This window comes from Streptomyces sp. Je 1-332 (genome assembly GCF_040730185.1).
In the GTDB taxonomy this organism is placed as follows: domain Bacteria; phylum Actinomycetota; class Actinomycetes; order Streptomycetales; family Streptomycetaceae; genus Streptomyces.
Genome location: NZ_CP160402.1, coordinates 5,339,662 through 5,355,526, shown reverse-complemented (window position 1 = coordinate 5,355,526; position 15,865 = coordinate 5,339,662). Strand labels below are relative to the sequence as shown.

Here is a 15,865-nt window from a genome sequence, read left to right as displayed (position 1 = left end):
GGACGGGCCGGATGCCCGCCCGGTGAGGCCGCCCGTTGAGGCCGCCCGGCCAGGGCCTAGCGGCCGACTTCCTTCGTCACCAGGGACACCGCCTCGTCCACGTCGTCCGTGACGTGGAAGAGGTGCAGGTCGTGTGCGGAGGCCTTGCCGCCCGCCACCACCGTGCCGCGCAGCCAGTCGACGAGTCCGCCCCAGTACTCCGAACCGAAGAGGACGATCGGGAAGCGGGTCACCTTGCGGGTCTGGACGAGGGTGAGGGCCTCGAAGAGCTCGTCCAGGGTGCCCAGGCCGCCGGGCAGCACCACGAAGCCCTGCGCGTACTTCACGAACATGGTCTTGCGCACGAAGAAGTAGCGGAAGTTCACGCCGATGTCGACGTGCTCGTTCAGGCCCTGCTCGAAGGGCAGCTCGATGCCGAGGCCGACGGAGACGCCCTTGGCCTCGCGCGCGCCCCTGTTGGCCGCCTCCATGGCGCCGGGGCCGCCCCCGGTGATCACGGCGAAGCCCGCGTCGACGAGTGCCTTGCCGATGCGGACGCCCGCCTCGTACTCGAGCGAACCCGGAGGTGTGCGGGCCGACCCGAAGACGCTGATGGCGCTGGGGAGTTCGGCGAGCGCGCCGAAGCCTTCCACGAACTCGGACTGGATGCGCATGACCCGCCAGGGGTCGGTGTGCACCCACTCCGACTCGCCCTCGGCGTCGGTGTCGAGGAGCCGCTGGTCGGTGGTGCCGGGGGTGATCTGCTCACGCCGCCGCACCACGGGCCCCAAGTGCTGCTCGTCCCGCGGGCCCTGCCCTTCTGGACTACCCATGAACGTCCCCTTCCACTGACGGTCCTGCTCGACGTGCTGGTGTGCTCGACGTGCTGCTTCAGCGTAGATCCACGGGCGTTACGGGCGACGGACCCTTGCGGGAAATCAGGATGTCAGCCAGGCACTCAGCCGCTTCTCGGCCTCCGGGATGAGGGCGGCCTTCACGCGCTCGTCGATCTTGTGGGCGAGCAGCGGGTTCCCCGGGCTGTAGTTCACGGCGGGCACACCGAGCGCGCTGAAGCGGGAGACGTCCGTCCAGCCGAACTTGGGAAGGGCCTCGCCGCCGACCGCCGCCATGAAGGCCGCGGCCGCCGGGTGGTCGAGGCCGGGGCGCGCGCCGCCCGTGTGGTCGTCGACGATGAACTCGTCGATCTCGCAGTCGGCGAAGTAGTCGCGCACGAAGGCGAGTGCCTCGTCCTCGGAGCGGTCCGGCGCGTAGCGGAAGTTGACGACGACGGTGCACTCGTCGGGGATGACGTTGGTGGCGACGCCGCCCTCGACGCGTACGGCGTTGAGGCCCTCGTGGTACTGCAGGCCGTCGACCACGGGCTTGCGCGGCTCGTACGCGGCGAGCTTCGCCAGGATCGGCGCGGCCTTGTGGATGGCGTTCGAGCCCATCCACGCGCGCGCGGAGTGCGCGCGCGTGCCCTTCGTCTTGAGGTGGACGCGCAGCGTGCCCTGACAGCCGCCCTCGACCTGGTTGTCCGTCGGCTCCAGGAGGATCGCGAAGTCACCGGCGAGCCAGTCGGGGTGGGCCTCGGCGACATGGCCGAGGCCGTTCAGGTGGGCGGCGACCTCTTCGTTGTCGTAGAAGACGAAGGTGAGGTCGCGGTTCGGCTCGGTCACGGTCTGCGCGATGCGCAGCTGGATCGCGACGCCCGACTTCATGTCGCAGGTGCCGCAGCCCCACAGGACGCCGTCCTCGTCCAGACGTGAGGGCACGTTGTCCGCGATCGGGACCGTGTCGATGTGTCCGGCGAGGATCACGCGCTCGGCCCGGCCCAGGTTCGTGCGCGCCACCACGTTGTTGCCGTGCCGGTCGACCGTGAGGTGCGGCAGACCGCGCAGGGCCGTCTCGATCGCGTCCGCGAGGGCTTTCTCCTGGCCGCTCGGCGACGGGAGGTCGACCAGCTGGGCGGTGAGCGCGGCGGCGTCGAGCGTGAGGTCGAGCGGCGTGTCGTGTGAGGTCTGGGCCATGGCTGCGACCCTAACGCCCCTCGGCGCGCGGGCCTGTCGGTGGCCTCCAGTACCTTGGTCGCGTGCCTGAGCCCCCCACCCTCGTCCGGCGCGGCCGCCTCCTCCGTATCGGGGCCGCGGTCGCGGTCCTTCTCGCGCTCGTGGGCTATGTGATCGTCCAGTACGTCTTCGGCGGCAAGGCCGCTCCGCGCTGCCAGGTCGTCTCGGGCAGCGGAGACGGCGCGTCGTACGAATTCGGCGCGGAGCAGGCGCAGAACGCGGCGACGGTCGCCGCCGTGGGCACCTCGCGCGGCATGCCGGAGCGTGCGGTCACCATCGCCCTGGCGACGGCCCTGCAGGAGTCGGGCCTTCGCAACATCAGCCACGGCGACCGGGACTCGCTCGGCCTCTTCCAGCAGCGGCCCTCGCAGGGCTGGGGCAACGAGAAACAGATCATGGACCCCGCGTACTCGGCGGCGCGTTTCTACTCCCACCTCAAGGACGTCCCGGGTTATTCACGGCTCCCCCTGACCGTCGCCGCGCAGCGCGTGCAGCGCAGCGGCTACCCCCAGGCGTACGCGAAGCACGAGCCGGACGCCGCGCTGCTCGCCGCCGCGCTGACGGGCCGTGCACCCGCCACCCTCACCTGCGAGGGCCGCACGGCCGACGAGCCGGGCGACCCGGCGCGGGTGCGCGAGGCCCTGGTCCGCGACTTCGGCCGCGAGGTGACCCCGAAGGGTGGCAGCGGCGACACGGTCACCGTGCCGGTGAACGCCACGGCGGCAGGCGCCGAGGGCGGGGCCGAGCAGCGGGGCTGGGAGCTCGCGCACTGGGCGGTGGCCCAGGCGTCCGCGCTCGGCATCGAGCGCGTCTCGTACGGCGGCAGGGAGTGGAGCGCCGCGGATTCCGGGAAGGAATGGCGCAAGCCGGGCAAGGCGGGCGAGGCCGACCGGCGCACGGGCGACGCGACGGGCGCCGGCGACGTCCGAATTGTCGTGGGGCAGTAGTACGACGGGTCACCCGATCGAGTCACGCTGATCACGCACGGGCGATGCGCCGCCCAGACTTTCGCGCACTCCTCCCCGCACCCGCCGGACCCTTGCGAGCACAGGGCATTGACGATTCAGCAGCCTTCCACCGACTGATCCTTTTGCCCGTTTTTATCCACAGCCGATTATGCGATGCATTGCCAATTCTTTGCGTTGGGCCACCGCAACCTTCGAGGGCTTCGAGCGGTAGTCACTGCGTCCGAGCGCCGGGCCCCATCCGGCCGGACACACCAACGTTCTCTCCCGTCTGAAGGAGCATCATGTCCCTCCCCCTGACCCGCCGGATCGCTCGCGCCGCGCTGCTCATCGCAGCGGGGGCGGCTCCCGTGGTCGGTGCGGCCGGCTCCGCAAGCGCCGCCGAACTTCCGGCCACCCCCAACCTGGGCGGTGTGTCCGCCGTGGACGGCGCCGGTCTGGGCAACACCGTCGACGGCGCGGCTCAGAACACCACCGGTCTCGCGGGTGAGTCCGGCAGCAAGGCCGTGAAGAAGGGCGTCCCGGCCGCGGGCAAGGTCGTCGGATCGGGCGCCAAGACCGCGACCCCGGTCGCCCAGAAGGCCGCGGGTGACCTCGCCGGCAGCGCCGGTGACGTGGTCGGCGACACCGCGGGCACCGCCACCAAGGGCGGCCTGCCGACCGACGCCGTCGGCGAGGGCCTGCCGACGGACACGGTCACCAAGGGCGGACTGCCCACCGACCAGCTGCCGGTCAAGGGCCTGCCGCTCGGCTGACCGCCGCGTACAAGCCGATGAGGGCCCGGAGCCGACTGGCTCCGGGCCCTCGTCGCTTGCCTGCCGCCCCGCGCCTCACCCGGGGCGCTGCGCCTCGACGAGGACCTCTCCCGCCGCCGTACGGAAGTACAGCACCGACCGCCCCGTACGCCGCCCGCGCACGAGCCCCGCGTCCAGCAGCACCCGCAGATGGCGGCCCACCGACCCGAGCCCCTGCCCCGTCAGCGTGACCAGCTGCGAGGTGCTCTTCGGCGTCGCGAGGAGCACCAGGACGCGCGCCCGCGCCGGACCAAGGAGTCTGCCGAGCGGCTCGGGCACCGCGGCCGGCCGGTCCGTGTCGGCGAGCACCCCCGAGCACGGGTACACCAGCGCGTACCGGTCCGCCGCGCTCCACGACGCCCAGCCCTGCCGGGGCGTGACCGGCACGAAGAGGAGGCGCGCCCCGGAGATCTCGCGCGGAGGATAGTCGTGGTTGTTGATCTGGAGCCTGCTCTCCCCCAGCCAGCGCATCCCCGGCCGCATGCCGTTCAGCGCCTCGGCCCAGCCACCCTGGCTCAACTGGGCGGTGCGCGCGATGACATCGGCCTCGATGACCGTACGGATCCGGGGCCAGCGCGGCAGCACCGTCCGCGTCCACACCCACTCCAGGAGGTCCGCCATCCGGTCCGGGACGCCGGGGCGCAGGAGTTCCGGGGGAAGCGTGCTGCCGTAGGACACCGTCAGGTGCGCCTGGGCGGTCGCGTCAGGGGTCTCGCGGATGTGCGCCACCTCTTCGGCGAAGGAGCTCGCGCCGTCGCCGAGGGGAGTCGGCGTGAGGAAGTCCGCGATCCAGCGGGTCCGGTCGCCCATCGCGGCCCGCACCAGCTCCGCGAGGCCGGGGTCGGCGGCCAGCCTCCGGTGGTAGGCGGGCAGATGGGTCTCGAGCCAGTCGCGCTCCCCCGGGTGCGTCGCCGTCCGGCGCGCCAGCGAGAAGAGGCTCGCCGTCGCCTCGGCCAGCGGCGACACGACGAAGCGGCTGTCCGCGAGGGTGTCCGCGTTGACCTGCCACCAGCCCATGCCCCCGCCCTTCCCCGGCACCTTTCGCCGCCGCGCGAAACATTAACCCTCGCGCACGGAGCCCCCGAAGACTCCGTCGCATGCGCACTTATCGCGAGCTCTTCCGCACTCCGGAGTTCACCCCGTTCTTCCTGACCGCCTCTTTCCTCGCCGCGGCGCAGACAGTGAGCGGCCTGGCCCTGGGCACGCTGATCTACGAACGAACCGGCTCGCCGCTGCTCTCCTCGCTCGGCATGTTCGGCCCCGCGCTCGCCCAGGTCGTGGGCGCCGCCTGTCTGTTGTCGGCGGCTGACCGGCTGCCGCCGCGCGGTGCGACGGCGGGCATCGCGCTGTTCTTCGCCCTGGCCACCGCGGTCCAGGCCGTCCCCGGGCTGCCGCTGTGGGCCGCCTTCGCGCTGCTCCTGGTGCTCGGGAGCCTGGCCGCGCTCGGCGGGGGTGTGCGGTACGGGCTGCTGAACGAGATCCTCACCAAGGAGGGCTATCTGCTCGGCCGCTCGGTGATCAACATGTCGAGCGGCACCATGCAGATCTGCGGCTACGGTCTCGGCGGCGCCCTGCTCGCCGTGTTCTCGCCGCGCGGCACGCTGCTCGCCGGCGCCGCGCTGTACCTGGCCGCGGCGGTCGCCGCGCGCCTGGGTCTTTCCCGCAGGGCGCCGCGGGCAGGCGGGCGCCCCTCGATCGGCGCGACCTGGCGTACGAACGCGCTGCTGTGGTCGTCCGCGCCGCGCCGTTCGGTGTATCTCGCGCTGTGGGTGCCCAACGGCCTGATCGTGGGCTGCGAGTCGCTCTATGTGCCGCTCGACCCCGACCGCGCGGGGCTCCTGTTCGCCTTCGCCGCGTTCGGGATGCTCGCGGGGGACGTGCTGGCCGGGCGGTTCCTGTCACGGAGGTGGCGGGAGCGGCTCGGCGCGCCGCTGCGGCTGCTGCTCGCCGTGCCGTACCTCGTCTTCGCGCTGCGCCCCGAGCTGCCCCTCGCGCTCACCGCGGTGACACTCGCATCGGTCGGGTTCTCGGCGAGCCTGCTGCTTCAGGAACAGCTGATCGCCCTCACGCCCGACGAGTTGAGCGGTCACGCCCTTGGCCTGCACACGTCCGGGATGCTCACGATGCAGGGCGTGGGCGCCGCGCTCGCGGGCGGCGTCGCCCAGCTGACGTCGGCTCCGGCCGCCATGACCGTCCTCGCCATGGCGTCCGTAGCCGTCACGCTCGCCCTCGCTCCGGGGCTGCGGTCAGCGGCTCAGGCGAGCCGCTCCACCGCCGCGGTCACACGCTCGTCCGACGCGGTGAGCGCGACGCGTACGAAGCGGTCGCCCGCCGGGCCGTAGAAGTCGCCGGGGGCCACGAGGATGCCGAGCCGCGCCAGGTGCCCGACGGTGTCCCAGCAGGACTCGTCGCGGGTCGCCCAGAGGTAGAGGCTCGCCTCGCTGTGCTCGATGCGGAAGCCGTGCTTCAGGAGGGCGTCGCGCAGGGCGGTGCGGCGGGCCGCGTACCGCTCGCGCTGTTCGTGGACGTGCTGGTCGTCCCCGAGCGCGGCGACGACCGCGGCCTGCGTCGGCGCGGACGTCATCATGCCGCCGTGCTTGCGGATCTGCAGCAGGGCGCCGAGGACCTCCGCGTCACCGGCGATGAACGCGGCGCGGTAGCCCGCGAGGTTCGACCGCTTGGAGAGCGAGTGGACGGCGACGATCCCCTCGTACGAACCACCGCACACGTCCGGGTGGAGCACCGAGACGGGCTCGGCCTCCCAGCCGAGTTCCAGGTAGCACTCGTCGCTGACGAGGAGCACGCCGTGCTCGCGCGCCCAGGCGACGGTGCGGGTCAGCTCGTCCTTGGACAGGACGCGACCGGTGGGGTTCGAGGGCGAGTTGAGCCACAGGAGCCGGAGGTTCGCCGGGTCGAGCTCCATCGGGTCGTCGTAACTGACGTACTCGGCGCGGGCCAGGCGCGCGCCCACCTCGTACGTCGGGTAGGCCAGGCGCGGGTAGGCCACGACGTCACCCGGGCCGAGGCCGAGCTGCGTCGGGAGCCAGGCGACCAGTTCCTTGGAGCCCACGACCGGGAGCACGTTGCGGTGCGTGACATCGCGCGCGCCGAGGCGCCGCTCACACCAGCCGGTGATCGCGTCACGCAGCTCGGGCGTGCCCCACACCGTCGGATAGCCCGGCGAGTCCGCCGCCGCGACCAGCGCTTTTTGGATCAGCTCCGGCACCGGGTCGACCGGGGTGCCCACCGACAGGTCGACGATGCCGCCGGGGTGGGCGGCGGCCGTGGCCTTGTACGGCTCGAGCTTGTCCCAGGGGAAGGCGGGAAGGCGGCCGGAGAGACCGGAGACTACGGACACGTGCTGACTCCCGTACTGCGTGTACGTACTGCGTGTATGGGGAAATGCCTCGGTCCCGCACGGCGGGATGTGCCGTACGGGACCGGGGCGGCGCTTCAAGCTGCCGTTACTGGTTCTGCGGCGGCAATGCGGCGATGAAGGCGTGGTCGCGCTCGATCAGGCCGAGCTTGCTGGCACCACCGGGCGATCCGAGCTCGTCGAAGAACTCGACGTTCGCCTTGTAGTAGTCCTTCCACTCTTCAGGAGTGTCGTCCTCGTAGAAGATCGCCTCGACCGGGCAGACCGGTTCGCAGGCTCCACAGTCGACGCATTCGTCCGGGTGGATGTACAAGGACCGGGAGCCCTCGTAAATGCAGTCGACCGGGCACTCCTCGATGCACGCCTTGTCCTTGACGTCGACACAAGGCTGCGCGATGACGTAGGTCACGCTGTCGTTCCTCCTCGATACGGGCGTTGGCGGGCCGTCTTCAGGCTCCGCTCGCCTGGCGCGCGGGAGCGCGGCGTCGTCGATGCCCGCCTCTAGTATCTCCGTTCCCGGGCATGATCCGAACAGGAGGGGCGTACAGAGCTGTGGAATTCACTGCGGGCGGACGGCTCGAGGTCCGTATCAACCCTGCTGACGTGGGCAAACGAGTCTCCGTACGCCGCCTGAACGACGGGTCGAGAACGGACGGCAAGTTCACTGACACGGTGGGTGTTCTCACATCGTGGAATGACGGTGTGGTACTGATCACACGGCGCGATGGTGAGCGTGTCCACATCGCGGAGAGCGCGCTGGTCGCGGGCAAGGTCGTCCCCCCGGCTCCGGCCCGCAGGCGCGGTCCGGCGGCCTCCTACGCGGAGCTGGCGCGCGTCTCCGCGCGCGCCTGGCAGCCGGTGGAGAGCGAGCAGCTCGGCGAGTGGGAGCTGCGGGCGGCGGCCGGATTCACCCGGCGGGCCAACTCGGTACTCCCGCTGGGCGATCCGGGACGGCCGCTGGACGAGGCCCTCGGCCAGGTACGCGCCTGGTACGAGGCGCGGGAGCTGCCCGCGTACGTCCAGACCGCGACCGGGGCCGAAGGCACCCAGGAGCTGCTCTGCGCGGAGCTCGCGGAGCGGGGCTGGGAGCGCGAGGTGAGCGCCGAGCTCCACATCGGCGCTCTCGCGCCCCTCGGCGATCTGGAAGCGCCCGGAACAGGGGCGGAACAGGTGCTTCTGTCGCGCTCCTTCGACGAGGCGTGGCTGCGGCGGTACAAGCGCTTCGGGGTCCCGGGGCCGCATGTGCTCAAGGTGCTGGCGGGCGGCCCCTCGGTGTGGTTCGCTTCCGTGCCCGGGGCCTCTGCAAGTGCGGGGCCCGCCGCGATCGGGCGGTGCGTCGTGGACGGACGCTGGGCGGGGTTCATGGCGGTCGAGGTGGATCCGGCGCACCGCAGGCGGGGACTGGCCACCGCGGTGATGGCCGCGCTGTCCCGGCAGGCGCTGGCCGAAGGCGCTTCGGCGGCGTGGCTGCAGGTCGAGGACGACAACGAGGGTGCGCGGGCGCTGTACGGCGGTCTTGGCTTCGCCGCGCACCACACGTACCACCACTATCGATACCCGTCGGCTCGGTAGCTTCTACCGGTCGGCTCGGTAAGTAAGGCACGAGGCACCCATGCACGAGGAGTCAAGGACGGCCGCTTCCCGGCGGCGGTTCGCCGAGGAGGCCAGGTCCGAGCGGCCCGACCTCTCCCTGCTGTGCCTCCTGGTGAGCGCGGAGGCGGATCCGGAGCTCGGCGAGGACGGCATCGACGCGGCGCAGATCGAGCTCGACCGGCTCGCCGGGCTGCTCCCCCACCGGCCCGGCGGGGCGCGGGAGTGGGCCGCCGCGCTCGCCGAACTCCTGGGCGCGCGGAGCGGGTTCATGGGAACGCCCGCCGAGTACCAGCGCCTGGGGTCCTCGCTCCTGCACGAGGTCCTCCAACGCCGCCGCGGGCTTCCGATCCTGCTCTCGGTGGTGTGGATCGAGGTCGCGCGCAGGGCCGGCGCGCCCGTCTACGGCGTCGCGCTGCCCGGTCACTTCGTGGTCGGCTTCGGCGCCCGCGAGGAGCAGGTGCTCGTCGACCCGTTCGCCGGCGGGCGGCTGCTCACGGGCGCCGACGCGGAGCTGCTCGTCGCCGGTTCGTCGGGCGGCACGGTGTCCGCCTCGATGCTGACGCCCGCCGATCCGCTGAACATCGTGCTGCGCATCCTCAACAACATCCGCGCATGGGCCGCGGCCCGCCCCGAGCGCTCGGACGTCGCGCTCTGGGCGGTCGAGCTCTCCCTGCTGCTGCCCGCCCATCCGGCGCGACTGCGCTACGAGCGGGCCCAACTGCTCGTCCAGCGCGGTGACTTCCTCGCGGGCGCGGCGGAACTGGAGGAGTACGCCGACGTGGTGACGCCGGTGGAGCCGACCACGGCGGACCGGGTACGGGACCAGGCGCGGGCCGCGCGGGCCATGCTCAACTGACGCTGTCCGCTCAACTGGCTTTTCGCGTACGGGCGTAGCGCCCCGGGGCGATGCCCACCACCCGCTTGAAGTGCCGGGTGAGGTGCGACTGGTCGTAGAAACCCGCGGCGCCCGCCACCTCGCCGGGCGGCTGTCCCGCCAGGAGGAGCCGGCGGGCGCGGTCGACACGGCGGGACATCACGTACTGGTGCGGTGCGATGCCGAAGGCCCCGCTGAAGGCGCGTACGAGATGGGTGGGGTGGGCGTGGACCAGGCGCGCGGCCTCGTCCAGCGTCACGCCGTCGAGCAGCCGCTCGTCGAGGAGGTCACGGAGGTCCTGGGCGACGCCCCGGCCGGGGCCGCCGGCCGGTCCGGTGGTGAGCCTGGGGCGCAGGTGGCCGCGCAGCCGCTCGCCGATCAGGGCCAGGCGGCTCTCGGCCTCCAGCTCGTCGCCCCGCTGCGCGAGAGCCGCGTGCAGCCGGCCCACGCGGCTGCGCAGGACGGGGTCGACCAGGTCGGGGCCGTCCACCGCGGGGCCGATGAAGCTCGCGTCCAGCTGGGTCATGTCCAGGTAGAGGACGCGTTTGCGGAAGCCGTCGGGGGTGGCGGGCGAGCCGTTGTGCGGGACCTGGGGCGGGAGCAGGGAGACGGTGTCGGCCGGTGTGCCGTGTGCGTGCCGGTCCAGGTCGTAGCGGACGGCTCCGTCGTCCACGATCAGGAGGGTCCACGCGTCGTGCACGTGCATCGGGTACGCGTGCTCGGTGAAGTGGGCATGGAACACCTCCACGACACCCGCGACCGGCGGGCGCCATGCGGATATCTCCTGCCGGGCCACCATGCAAAGAACGTACAAGACGCGAGGGCGGCCCACTCGGCAGTCTCGAAGCATGAGAACCACCGCTGAGACAGACACCGCGACCGCCGGGATCACGGGCGAGGCGCCCGTCCGCTTCGACACGAAGATCGCCGTCCTGCTCCGTGACGACCTGGAGCCCTGGCAGCGCCTCAACGTGACCGCGTTCCTGGTCAGCGGGCTCGGCACGGCGGCACCCGAGGTGATCGGCGAGCCGTACGAGGACGCCGACGGCACCCCCTACCTGTCGATGTTCCGCCAGCCCGTCATGGTCTTCGAGGGGTCGAAGGAGACGCTGACCGCCGCGCACGGCCGCGCCCTGTCGCGCTCGCTGCCGAGGGCGGTGTTCACGTCCGACCTGTTCGCCACCGGCAACGACCGGGACAACCGGGCGGCGGTGCGGGCCGTGCCGGCCGATCAGCTCGACCTGGTGGGCATGCTCGTCCACGGGCCGCGCAACGCGGTCGACAAGGTCCTCAAAGGGGCCCGGATGCACCCTTGACCGAGCGGGACACCGGCGCGGGGAGAGATCGGAGCGCTAGCGATCGGCCCGGCGGGGCACCAAGCATCTATGCACCCCCGATCCCCCGAACGGCGACGCCTCTTCGCCGATCAGGCGCGGTCCGCGCGCCCCGATCTCGCGCTGCTGTGCCTGCTGATCGGCGCGGAGGCGGACCCGGATCTCGACGACGCGGGCATGCGCACGACGCGGCGCGTCCTCGACCGCCTCGCCGACCAGCTGGCCGAGCGGCTGCCCGACAAGGCCGAAGGACCCCGGTCCTGGGCGCTCGCGCTGGCCGAACTCCTCGGCACGCACTACGGGTTCAAGGGCAGGCCCGGCGACTACCAGCACCTTCGGTCGGCGCTGCTGCACGAGGTCCTGCGGCGGCGCAGAGGCCTGCCCATCCTGCTCTCGGTGGTGTGGATCGAGGTCGCGCGGCGTGCGGGCGTGCCCGTCCATGGAGTGGCCCTGCCCGGCCATTTCGTGGTCGGTTTCGGCGCGCAGGACGAGCAGGTCCTCGCCAACCCCTTCGCGGGCGGGCACGTACTGTCGCCCACGGACGCGCGGTTGCTGGTGGCGGGGTCCACGGGCACGCCGCTCGTGCCGTCGATGCTGGAGCCCGCGGGCCCCGTCGACATCGTCCTGCGCGTCCTCAACAACATCCGCGCGTGGGCGGCGGTCCGCCCCGAGCGCTCCGACGTCGCACTGTGGGCGGTCGAACTCTCCCTGCTGCTGCCGGCGCACTCCGACCGGCTGCACTACGACCGGGCCCAACTCCTCGTCCAGCGCGGCGATTTCCTCGCGGGAGCGCGGGAGATCGAGCTGTACGCCGACGCCCTGGCCGCCACGGACGAGGCGGCGGCGGTACGACTGCGCCAGGAGGCACACGGGGCGCGGGCGATGCTGAACTGACGAACTGACGTGTCGGAACGGGCAGTTGAGAGCCGACCCCGGTCCCGGGCGACGTTGACAGATGTCGTGCCGGTCGCGCCGGAGGCCGGGCGGTCCACTTCCGTGGTCCGCCCGGCCTCCGGGTGCGTACGGGGATCAGCTCGCGTTCGTCTCGATCACACCGACCCGCTCCGCCGGTGTCTTGCCGATCAGTGCCTTGTTCATCGCGGCGGCCACGTCCGTCGGCTGGACCGGCGTCTTGTCGCCGTTGCCGCGCTGGATCAGGATGCCGTCGAAGACGTTGCCGTAGAGCTTCTTGAGCTCGACGGTGTCGTAGTGCACCTGCAGCGTGCCGTTCTCCAGCACCTTCGTCTGGAGCACCTTCGGCAGGGACTTCGCCGGGCCGAACGGGATCGAGGCGTTGCCCGCCTTGATCGTGACGTTCGCGGACATGGCGGGCTTCGCGAAGCGCGTCATGAACTTGTCGACCTCGGCGTCCGGGACGGTCGGCTTGCGGGTCGTGACGGGCACCTCGACGGCGCCGGCGCTGCCGGTCTCGACCTGCTTCTTGTACGCCTCCGAGACGGCCGTCGTCGACGCGGCGACGTCAATGCCCTTGCCCGCCTTGCCGTACACGGGCACGGCCTTGCCGGGCACGAACTTGACCGTGCCCTCCTTGGCGGAGCCCGAGCCGCCCGCGGCGCGCTCCAGGGCGGCCGCCAGCTTCTCCTCGTCCACGGGCATGACCGGCTCGGCGACGCGCGCGCCGCCGAAGAGCGATCCGATCACCGATACGGGGTTGTAGTCGCTGCCCGCGGCCTCGCGGACGGTGGCCTGACTGTCCAGGGTCAGACCCGCCTGGTCCGGCTTGAGCGTGACCGTCTCGCCGTCGACCGACAGCTTCAGGGGCTTGGTGACGTCCTCGCCGATCGCCGCGTCGAGCTTCTTCACGGCCTCGTCGCGCGTGCCGCCGCCGATGTCGACGCCGAGCACGGTGGTGCCCTTCGGTACGTCGGCGTGGTTCATCAACAGACCGGCGCCGTAAGCACCGCAGGCCACGACGACCACCGCGACGGCCACCAGAACGAGCTTGTTGCGCCCCTTCTTCTTGGCCGGGGCCGCGGCGACGGGCACGTTCGGCTGGACCGGCTCGGGCAGCTTGGGCGGGGTGTGCGGCACGGGCCCGTCACCCTGCGGACCCGTGGCGAACGGTGAGTTCTGCGCGGGCGGTACGACGGGGATGCCGCTGGTCAGGGTGTCGCCGGAGACGTTGGTCCCCGGGGAGGGCGCGCTCGGACCGCCCGGGATGGAGCCGGGGCCGCCGGGGACCGGGCCGCCGGAAGCGGGGGGCCGGGGGCCGCCGGGGCCCTGGAGGGGGCCCGCCTTCTGCGGCGTGAGGATGGCGGTGTCGTCGCCCATCGCGGGCGCTCCCGCGCCTGCACCCGCGCCGGCACCCGAACGGGCGGCAGGGTTCGCCGGGTTGGGGCGATTGCCGGGATTGCCCGCGTTGGGGCGATTACCCGGGTTGCCCTGGTTGGCGGGGTTACCCGGGCCGGCAGGGTTGCCGACGTCGCCCGAACCACCGTGCCCCGGCGGGGTCAACGGGTTCGCCCGGCCTGCCGGGTTGGCCTGGTTGGCCGGGTTGGACGGATCGACCGGCCGCGGCGTCAGCGGCCCTTCGCCGGTCATCGGCCCGCTGGTGGGTCCCGACGGTCCACGGCCGCCGTCACCCTCGCCGCCTCCGGAGAAGTACGGCAGATCGCCGCGCTGCGGGTCGCCGCCCTGCGGCGCACCCGTGCCAAGCGGGCCCGCCGCCACGGCGCCGGACACGTCGAAGGAGCCCGTACCGGAGCCGTTGCCGCCGGCTCCCGCTCCGCCGGTGCCCGCACTGCTCTTGCGCGGCGCGAACCAGTCGCTCGTCTTCTCCTCGGCCGGAGCGGAAGGCGACGACGCCCCGGCGGCGGAAGGCCCCGCGGGCGCGGAGCCCGCGGCGGGCGCCCCGGCAGCACCGGGACCACCCGCGCCGTTCGCGGCCCCCGGACGCCCGGCACCGTCCCCGGAGTCGGGTCCTTCGGCCGCGGGGCCGCCGTTCAGCGGACGTGACGCACCGGCGTCACTGTCCCCGACGGGCGTGCGCATGACGACCGGTGGGATGGGCCGCGACCCGGGGATGTTGATCCGGATACGCGTGGTCAGCGTGGTCTCGGTCTTCGGCTCATCGGGCCGCTCGTCGGCGGCCTGCCGCTGCGCGCCCTCCACGGCGCCGTCCGACGCGGCACCCTGCGCGGGGGAGCCGTACGGCGGCGTCCCCGAGGGGTAAGCGGCTCCACCGCGCCCCTGGGGCCCGGAGGACGAACTGTCAGTTTCACGACTCAAGGCAGGTTCTCCCGGTTGGCTCCGCCGCCCGTGCTCCCCGCGCGGAGGGGAATTCCCCCCGGCCGGAGGCTGGGGGAGGCTCGGCGGCGCGCACCACCATACTGGCCGCCGTCGGCACTCATCCTGTGACCGCCGTCAAACCCGTGCGCTACACGGGCTGAAGTGGTACGTCACTTGCCAAGTCGGGCGGCGGGCCCGCCTGGTTGCGGCCGCCGGCCGAGGGTGGCACACATCACAGCGACCGCCATCCCGCCGAGCAGGAAGGCGTACGAGCCGACGCCCGCGCCGAAGAGGAAGTCCCCCTCGGGCCGGCTGGCCGTGAGCAGCATGACGGAGACGAACCAGCCCGCCGCAGGCGCCACCGCCCCCGCTCTGGTACCGACGGCACGCGCTCCCCCGTAGAAGAGCCCGGCGGCCCCGAGGAGCGCGAGCAGCAACCCGCCCGGGAACCAGGCCGGGAACCAGCCCCCTTGGACGAGCGCACCGGCCGCGCCGATGACAAGGCCAAGGACGAAGAGGCCCCCATAGGCGGCGAAACGGCCGAGGTTGGGCGGCTGGGCGAGGGCGCTGCCCGGCGGGGAGGCAGCGGACGACGCGCCGGAAGCCGGCGACGACGATGTGGCACGCGAACGAGTACTCACAGCGCCGTCACCCCTTCGCGCCCCGCCGAGCCTTCGCGCCCCGAGCCCGCGTGTCCTGCCGAGCCGTCACGCCCCACACCTTCGAGCCCCGCGAACAGGTCCGTCTCACGCTCGCCGTCCACCGCACCGGCCTTTCCTCGCACCAACTCGTAGTACTCCACGTCGAAGATCGGCTGCGCGAGCCCGTTCGACAGGACGAAGAGCGGACCCTGCACCTCGATCTGCGTGGCGTGCGCGCGCATCGCCGCCGCCTTCGTCCGTGCGAAGGCCGTCCCGTCGATCTCCGTCGTGATCCGTTCGTCGTCCGTCACACCGGGGACGTCCGCGGGCACGCCGGGGGTCGTGAACGGGGAGTGCCGCAGGGCACCCTCCATCCACCGGAACCGCTCTTCGACGACGGAGCGCGGCGCGCGGTTCCAGTAGATCTTGTCGATGGTGTGCGGTTCGCCGAGGTCGCCGCGGAAGGCACTCTCGGCCGCGAGGTCCGCGGCGCGCATCGCGACCCGGTGGGCCTGGATGTGGTCGGGGTGGCCGTACCCGCCGTCCGGGTCGTACGTCACGAGCACCTGCGGCCGCACCTCGCGGATGACCTCGACGAGGTGCGCGGCGGCGGCATCGAGATCGGCGGACCAGAAGGCGCCCGCGCGGTGGTTCTGTTCGATGCCCATCATCCCGGAGTCGCGGTAGCGTCCGGTGCCGCCGAGGAAGCGGTGGTCGGCGACGCCGAGCTCCTTCATCGCGGCGGCCAGCTCGCCGATGCGCTGCGGGCCGAGCGCGTCCTCGCGGTCGGGCGCGAGATGGGCGAGTTCGGGCGGGATGACCTCGCCCTCCTCGCCCAGCGTGCAGGTGACCAACGTGACATGGGCGCCGTCGGCCGCGTACTTGGCCATCGTCGCGCCGTTGTTGATCGACTCGTCGTCGGGGTGCGCGTGCACGAGCAGCAGACGCCGGGCGGGCAGTTCCGTCATGGGACCACCCTACGAGCACCCCG

Annotated in this window: 16 protein-coding genes; 7 read left to right on the top strand and 9 right to left on the bottom strand. The window is 72.6% G+C overall.

Annotated features, from left to right (window positions below):
- Window positions 1-56: 56 nt before the first annotated feature.
- Entirely contained in the window at window positions 57-812 is a 756-nt protein-coding gene (locus tag ABXJ52_RS24360) for a TIGR00730 family Rossman fold protein (protein ID WP_367044807.1), read from the bottom strand.
- A gap of 105 nt (window positions 813-917) precedes the next feature.
- A complete protein-coding gene (gene dapE, locus ABXJ52_RS24355) occupies window positions 918-2,009 on the bottom strand; it encodes a succinyl-diaminopimelate desuccinylase (RefSeq protein WP_367044806.1) in 1,092 nt (363 codons plus the stop codon).
- 62 nt (window positions 2,010-2,071) lie between these two features.
- Here dapE and ABXJ52_RS24350 point away from each other — a divergent pair, with 62 nt between their 5' ends.
- Entirely contained in the window at window positions 2,072-2,995 is a 924-nt protein-coding gene (locus tag ABXJ52_RS24350; RefSeq protein ID WP_367044805.1) for a heavy metal transporter, read from the top strand.
- A 302-nt stretch (window positions 2,996-3,297) separates the two neighbouring features.
- The gene (locus ABXJ52_RS24345; protein WP_367044804.1) at window positions 3,298-3,768 is read left to right on the top strand and encodes an ATP-binding protein; all 471 of its coding nucleotides are present in this window, start codon (window positions 3,298-3,300) and stop codon (window positions 3,766-3,768) included.
- Window positions 3,769-3,843: 75 nt separating this feature from the next.
- Here ABXJ52_RS24345 and ABXJ52_RS24340 read toward each other — a convergent pair whose 3' ends face one another.
- Window positions 3,844-4,824, bottom strand: a complete 981-nt coding sequence (locus ABXJ52_RS24340; protein WP_367044803.1) for an ArsR family transcriptional regulator — start codon at window positions 4,822-4,824, stop codon at window positions 3,844-3,846.
- Between the two features lie 80 nt (window positions 4,825-4,904).
- Between ABXJ52_RS24340 and ABXJ52_RS24335 the strand changes: the two genes are divergently transcribed.
- The gene (locus tag ABXJ52_RS24335) at window positions 4,905-6,149 is read left to right on the top strand and encodes an MFS transporter (RefSeq protein ID WP_367044802.1); all 1,245 of its coding nucleotides are present in this window, start codon (window positions 4,905-4,907) and stop codon (window positions 6,147-6,149) included.
- Here the strand turns inward: ABXJ52_RS24335 and ABXJ52_RS24330 are convergent.
- Entirely contained in the window at window positions 6,062-7,165 is a 1,104-nt protein-coding gene (locus tag ABXJ52_RS24330; protein WP_367044801.1) for a bifunctional succinyldiaminopimelate transaminase/glutamate-prephenate aminotransferase, read from the bottom strand. The two genes, ABXJ52_RS24335 and ABXJ52_RS24330, sit on opposite strands and share 88 nt — an antisense overlap.
- Before the next feature lie 106 nt (window positions 7,166-7,271).
- On the bottom strand, window positions 7,272-7,592 hold the full coding sequence (fdxA, locus tag ABXJ52_RS24325) for a ferredoxin (protein WP_030573070.1): 321 nt from the start codon (window positions 7,590-7,592) through the stop codon (window positions 7,272-7,274).
- Between the two features lie 143 nt (window positions 7,593-7,735).
- Between fdxA and ABXJ52_RS24320 the strand changes: the two genes are divergently transcribed.
- Together ABXJ52_RS24320 and ABXJ52_RS24315 are read left to right on the top strand one after the other, a co-directional pair.
- A complete protein-coding gene (locus tag ABXJ52_RS24320) occupies window positions 7,736-8,755 on the top strand; it encodes a GNAT family N-acetyltransferase (protein WP_367044800.1) in 1,020 nt (339 codons plus the stop codon).
- Between the two features lie 40 nt (window positions 8,756-8,795).
- Window positions 8,796-9,632, top strand: coding sequence for a transglutaminase-like domain-containing protein (locus ABXJ52_RS24315; RefSeq protein WP_367044799.1), 837 nt, complete (start codon window positions 8,796-8,798; stop codon window positions 9,630-9,632).
- 10 nt (window positions 9,633-9,642) lie between these two features.
- On the opposite strand, the gene ABXJ52_RS24310 is transcribed toward ABXJ52_RS24315, so the two are convergent.
- Window positions 9,643-10,449, bottom strand: coding sequence for an AraC family transcriptional regulator (locus ABXJ52_RS24310; RefSeq protein WP_367044798.1), 807 nt, complete (start codon window positions 10,447-10,449; stop codon window positions 9,643-9,645).
- A 49-nt stretch (window positions 10,450-10,498) separates the two neighbouring features.
- On the opposite strand from ABXJ52_RS24310, the gene ABXJ52_RS24305 reads away from it, so the two are divergent.
- Both ABXJ52_RS24305 and ABXJ52_RS24300 read left to right on the top strand, forming a co-directional pair.
- On the top strand, window positions 10,499-10,966 hold the full coding sequence (locus tag ABXJ52_RS24305; protein WP_367044797.1) for a DUF2000 domain-containing protein: 468 nt from the start codon (window positions 10,499-10,501) through the stop codon (window positions 10,964-10,966).
- A gap of 69 nt (window positions 10,967-11,035) precedes the next feature.
- Entirely contained in the window at window positions 11,036-11,878 is an 843-nt protein-coding gene (locus ABXJ52_RS24300) for a transglutaminase-like domain-containing protein (protein WP_367044796.1), read from the top strand.
- Between the two features lie 135 nt (window positions 11,879-12,013).
- Here the strand turns inward: ABXJ52_RS24300 and ABXJ52_RS24295 are convergent, their stop codons facing one another.
- From ABXJ52_RS24295 to mshB, 3 genes are all read right to left on the bottom strand, one after another.
- Entirely contained in the window at window positions 12,014-14,233 is a 2,220-nt protein-coding gene (locus ABXJ52_RS24295; RefSeq protein WP_367044795.1) for a hypothetical protein, read from the bottom strand.
- Window positions 14,234-14,403: 170 nt separating this feature from the next.
- Window positions 14,404-14,874: a DUF6113 family protein gene (locus tag ABXJ52_RS24290; protein ID WP_367044794.1), complete on the bottom strand. Its 471-nt coding sequence runs from the start codon at window positions 14,872-14,874 to the stop codon at window positions 14,404-14,406.
- A complete protein-coding gene (gene mshB, locus ABXJ52_RS24285; protein WP_367044793.1) occupies window positions 14,871-15,842 on the bottom strand; it encodes an N-acetyl-1-D-myo-inositol-2-amino-2-deoxy-alpha-D-glucopyranoside deacetylase in 972 nt (323 codons plus the stop codon). The genes ABXJ52_RS24290 and mshB overlap by 4 nt, the downstream gene beginning before the upstream one ends.
- Window positions 15,843-15,865 lie beyond the last annotated feature (23 nt).